2 protein-coding genes are annotated in these 5,144 nt (G+C 76.9%); both read right to left on the bottom strand.

Annotated elements, in window-relative coordinates; genetic code table 11:
* On the bottom strand, window positions 1–2,496 hold a 2,496-nt coding region (locus tag SSNG_RS23515; protein WP_007266400.1), incomplete at its 3' end, for an ATP-dependent helicase.
* A 43-nt stretch (window positions 2,497–2,539) separates the two neighbouring features.
* Window positions 2,540–5,144: UrvD/REP family ATP-dependent DNA helicase (locus tag SSNG_RS23510; RefSeq protein ID WP_063749903.1), on the bottom strand; the 2,605-nt coding region annotated here is incomplete at its 5' end.

Genomic DNA, 5,144 nt, shown 5'->3' with positions numbered 1-5,144 from the left:
CACCAGGGCGGCCGCCTCGCGGCGGAGGGCCAGGGAGGCCGGGTCCAGGGGCAGGGGCCAGGAGTGGTCCTGGGCGGCGTCGGCGGCCAGGGCCGGGTTCTCGGCGTCCGGGGCCGGTTCCTGCGCCCAGGCCTCGATCTCGCCGAAGCCGGCCTCGCAGTGGGCGTACAGGGCCTGCAGGAACGCCGAGGGGCCCCGGCGGCGCTTCTGGGTCGGGCCCCACCAGTGGCCCGAGGCCAGGAGGAGGGACCGGGGCCGGGTGAAGGTGACGTAGCCGAGGCGGAGTTCCTCGGTCTCCTTGTGGGTCTTGAGGGCCGCCTTGAAGGACTTCAGGCCCGCCGAGGTCCACGCCGGGGCGGCCGGGAGGGTGTCGGCGTCGCCGCGCAGGGCGTACGGGAGGACCTTCGGGTGCGCGGTCCAGGCCTCGGGTGCCTTCTCCTTCGGGAAGGAGCCCGCGCACAGGTCGGGGACGACCACCACGTCCCACTCCAGGCCCTTGGACTTGTGGGCCGTGAGGACCTTCACCGTGTTCTCCCCGCCGGGCAGGGCGTGGTCGAGGCCCTTCTCGTACTGGGCCGCGGTGCGCAGGAAGCCGAGGAAGGCCAGCAGGGTGGCCTCGCCGTCCAGGGCGGCGAAGCCGGCCGCGACGTCCAGGAAGTTGGACAGGGTTTCGCGCCGCCGGGCGGCCAGGGCGTGCGGGGAGGCCGACAGTTCCACGTCGAGGCCGGTCGTGGCCAGGACGCGGTGCAGGACGTCCATCAGCGGGTCGGAGAGCGAGCGGCGCAGGTCGCGGAGCTCCTGGGCGAGGTGCGCGAAGCGGACCCGGGCGGCCGCCGAGAAGGGCAGGTCGCCGGGGGCCGAGCCGTCCAGGAAGGTTTCCAGCGCGTCGGCCAGGGAGACGACCTCGGCCGGGTCGACGCCCTCGAGCGCCGCCGCGAGCCGGCCGTCGGGGCCGTCGGCGGCGTCGGGGCGGGCGACCAGCTGCCGGGCCAGGCGCCCGAGGAGGGCCAGGTCGCGGGCGCCGATCCGCCAGCGGGGGCCGATGAGGAGGCGTACCAGGGCGGCGTTGGCCCCGGGGTCCTGGAGCACCTCGCAGACGGAGACCAGGTCGGCCACCTCCGGGAGGTGGAGCAGGCCGGACAGGCCGACGACCTCGACCGGGACGTCCCGGGCGACCAGCACCGCCTGGATCTGCGCGAAGTCGGCGGCCGAGCGGCACAGGACCGCGATGTCACCGGGCTCCCGGCCCGTGCGGACCAGGTGCGCGACGGAGTCGCCGAGCCACTCCAGCTCCTCGGCGTGGGTGTTCAGGAGGGCGCAGCGGACCAGGCCGTCGCGCTCGGCCCCCGGGGCGGGGCGCAGTGCCTCGACGCCCTCGTGCATGGCGCGCAGCGGGGCGGCGAGGCCGTTGGCCAGGTCGAGGAGGCGGCCGCCGCTGCGCCGGTTCTCGCTGAGGGAGAGGCGGGTCGCGGGGCTGCCGTCGGGGTGCGGGAAGTGCTCGGGGAAGTCGTCGAGGTTGGCGACGGACGCGCCGCGCCAGCCGTAGATGGCCTGGCAGGGGTCGCCGACGGCGGTCACGGCGTGCCCGGTGCCTCCGCCGAAGAGGCCGGACAGCAGGAGCCGCTGGGCGACGGAGGTGTCCTGGTACTCGTCGAGGAGGACCACCCGGAACTCCTCGCGGAGCAGGGCGCCGACCTCGGGGCGGGTGGTGGCGAGCCGCGCGGAGAGGGCGATCTGGTCGCCGAAGTCGAAGAGGTCGCGGGAGCGCTTGGCGGCGCGGTAGCGGGAGACCAGTTCCAGCAGCTCCAGGCGGCCGCGTACCGCCTCGGGGACCTTGCGCAGGTCGTCGTTGGTGAGCTTGGTGTCCGCGAGGACGCCGAGGAGCTCGGTGTCGTACGCGCGCAGCGCGTCGGGCTCGACGAGGTGCTCGGAGAGTTCCCCGTCGAGCGCGAGGAGGTCGCTGACCAGGTCGGGGACGGACTTGGTGAGGGACGGGTAGGGGCCGGGGGCCTCGCGGAGCACCTTCGCGGCGAGCTGGAAGCGGGTGGCGTCGGCGAGGAGGCGGGCGCTGGGCTCCAGGCCGATGCGCAGGCCGTGGTCCTTGAGGAGCTGCCCGGCGAAGGCGTGGTAGGTGGAGATGCGGGGCTCGCCGCCGGCCGTCCCGGCCTCGACGTCGGCCGGGGAGGGGTCGGGGTCGGTGACGCCCGCCTGGGCCAGGGCCTTGCGGACGCGCTCGGCCAGCTCGCCGGCGGCCTTGTTGGTGAAGGTCAGGCCGAGGACCTGTTCGGGGGCGACCGTGCCGGTGCCGACGAGCCAGACGACGCGGGCGGCCATCACGGTGGTCTTGCCGGATCCGGCGCCCGCGACGATCACCTGGGGGGCGGCGGGGGCGGTGACGCAGGCCAGCTGTTCGGGCGTGAACGGGATCCCGAGGAGCTCCTTGAGCTGCTCGGGATCGTCGAGGGCGGGGGTCCGCCCGGACACGTACGCGGTCACCTCAAAAGGCTAGCCGGAGCCGCCGACACTCCCGGCCGGCGTCTCATTCCACGGTCTGGCGGCCCTCGGGGCGGGCGCTGCACGCGCTGCGGAAGCTGCAGCGGGCGCAGTGTTCGCCGGTGGCGGGGGCGAAGCGCTCGTCGAGGACCCGGCCGGCGGCGGTGGCCAGCAGGTCGCCGACCCATTCGCCCCCGCCGGAGCCGTCGCGGGAGCCGTCGCCGGAGCCCTCGCCGGACCCGCCGCCGGAGCCCTCGCCGGAGCCCTCGCCGGACCCGTCGCCGGGGCCGGGCAGCGGTTCCTGCGCCTGGATCTTCGGGACCTGGTCGCCGCCGTCGCGTTTGGCGGCGCCCTGGCGCAGCTGGACGAGTTCGGCGCCCCCGGGTTCGGGGCGGCGGCCGTCGAAGACCTCGTCGACGGCGCCCTCGCGGACGGCGAGCTGGTAGACCGCGAGCTGCGGGTGGCGGGCGACCTGCTCCCTGGTCGGGGCGCCCTTGCCGGTCTTGAAGTCGACGACGTACGCGCGGCCCTGCGGGTCGGCCTCGACGCGGTCCATGGAGCCGCGGATCCGTACGGCGTACCCGCCGGCGTCGAGGGTGACGTCGAAGTCGTGCTCGGTGGCGACGGCGGAGCGGCCGCCGCGGTCGGTGGTGTGCCAGCGCAGGAAGCGCTCCAGGGCGGCGCGGGCGTTGTCCTTCTCCTGGCGGGACTTCCAGGGGGCGTCGAAGGCGAGGGCGTCCCAGACGGAGTCGAGGCGCTCCATGAGGACGGCCAGGTCCGCGGGGGTGCGGCCGGAGGCGACCTCGTCGGCGAGGACGTGGACGACGTTGCCGAAGCCCTGGGCGGCGGTGGAGGGGGCGTCGGCCTTGACCTCGCGGCCGAGGAACCACTGGAGGGAGCAGGTGTTGGCGAGCTGGTCCAGGGCGCTGCCGGAGAGGGTGACGGGCCGGTCGCGGTCGCGCAGCGGCACGGTGGAGGCGGTGGGCTCGTACAGGCCCCACCAGCGCTGCGGGTGCGCGGCGGGCACGAGCGGGCGGTCCTCGTCGTCGGTGAGCGCGGCGAGGCGGGCCAGGCGGCGTGCCGCGGCGTCGCGCAGGGCGGGCGAGGCGTCGGGGTCGACGGTGGTGGCGCGGAGCTCGGCGACGAGCGCGGGCACGGCGAGGGGGCGGCGGGGGCGGCCGGTGACGTCCTTGGGGGTGACGCCGAGTTCGGTGAGGAAGCGGGAGGGCTGGTCGCCGTCCTCGGCGGGAGCCTTGACGGCGGTGACGACGAGGCGGTGGCGGGCGCGGGTGGCGGCGACGTAGAACAGCCGCCGCTCCTCGGCGAGGAGGGCGCCGGGGGTGAGGGGTTCGGCGAGGCCGTCGCGGCCGATGCGGTCGGCTTCGAGGAGGGAGCCGCGGCGGCGCAGGTCGGGCCAGAGCCCTTCCTGGACCCCGGCGACGACGACGAGGCCCCACTCCAGGCCCTTGGAGCGGTGGGCGGTCATCAGGCGTACGGCGTCGGTGCGGACCGCCTTGCCGGTGAGGGTGTCGGCGGCGATGTCCTCGGCTTCCAGCTGTTCGAGGAAGTTGAGCGCGCCGCGGCCGCCGGTACGTTCTTCCGCGCGGGCGGCGTTGTCGAACAGGGCGCAGACCGCGTCGAGGTCCCGGTCGGCGTTGCGGCCGCCGGTGCCGCCGCGGCGGGCCTGGCGTTCGAGGCGCTGCGGCCAGGGGGTGCCGTCCCAGAGGGTCCAGAGGGCCTCCTCGGCGGTGCCGCCGCCCTGGAGGAGCTCGCGGGTCTTGCGCAGCAGCAGGCCGAGGCGCTGCGCGCCGCGGGCGTAGGCGGGGTCGTGGGCGGTGAGCCGCTCGGGCTCGGCGAGGGCGCGGGCCAGCAGCACGTCGGAGGGCGCGGGCACGGCGACCCCGGCGGCCCGCTCCTCGTCCCGCAGCGCCCGCCCGAGCCGCCGCAGGTCGGCGGCGTCCATCCCGCCGAGCGGCGAGGTCAGCAGCGCCAGCGCCCCTTCGACCCCGACCCACCCTTCGCCTCCGGCGGTCACGGCGCTGCCCTCGGGGTCACCCCCGGCCCCGTCGGCCCCCGCCCCGACGCCTGCGGCGGGCGCGTCGGATCCGGCCCCGGCGGCACCGGGCGTGCCGGAGCCCGCCGCCTCGGCGGCATCCCGCGGGACGGCCGCGCCCGGCAGGGCGGTGGCCCCGGCCGACGGGGCGGGCTCCTCCCGGTCACCGCCCGGTAGGGCTGCGGTGGCTGTGAGGCGGAGGGCTGTCAGGAGGGGGGAGACGGCCGGTTCGTGGCGGAGGGGGGTGGAGGCGGCGTCCGTTTCCGCCGGGACTCCCGCCGCGATCAGGGCGCGGCGCATCGCCGGGAGGGTGCGGCCGCCCGCGCGGACCAGGACGGCCATGTCCCGCCAGGGGACGCCGTCCTCCAGGTGGGCCCGGCGCAGGATGTCGGCGATGTTGTCCAGTTCGGCGCCGGCCGTCGGGTACGTGTACACCTCCACGCTGCCGCCCTCCCGGGCCGCGGCGAGGTCCCGGTGGGCGCGTACGGCGGCCGCGGGCAGCCGCGGCAGCGGCATGCGGGTGGTGAGGAGGCGGGTGGCTGCGAGCAGGTTCGCGCCCGAGCGGCGGCCCGTCGTGAGGGCGTGGACCCGCGCGCCG

This window comes from Streptomyces sp. C (assembly GCF_000158895.1).
Taxonomy (GTDB): domain Bacteria; phylum Actinomycetota; class Actinomycetes; order Streptomycetales; family Streptomycetaceae; genus Streptomyces; species Streptomyces racemochromogenes.
Note: the sequence above shows the minus strand (reverse complement) of the source record. Positions and strands in the feature narration are given on the sequence as shown.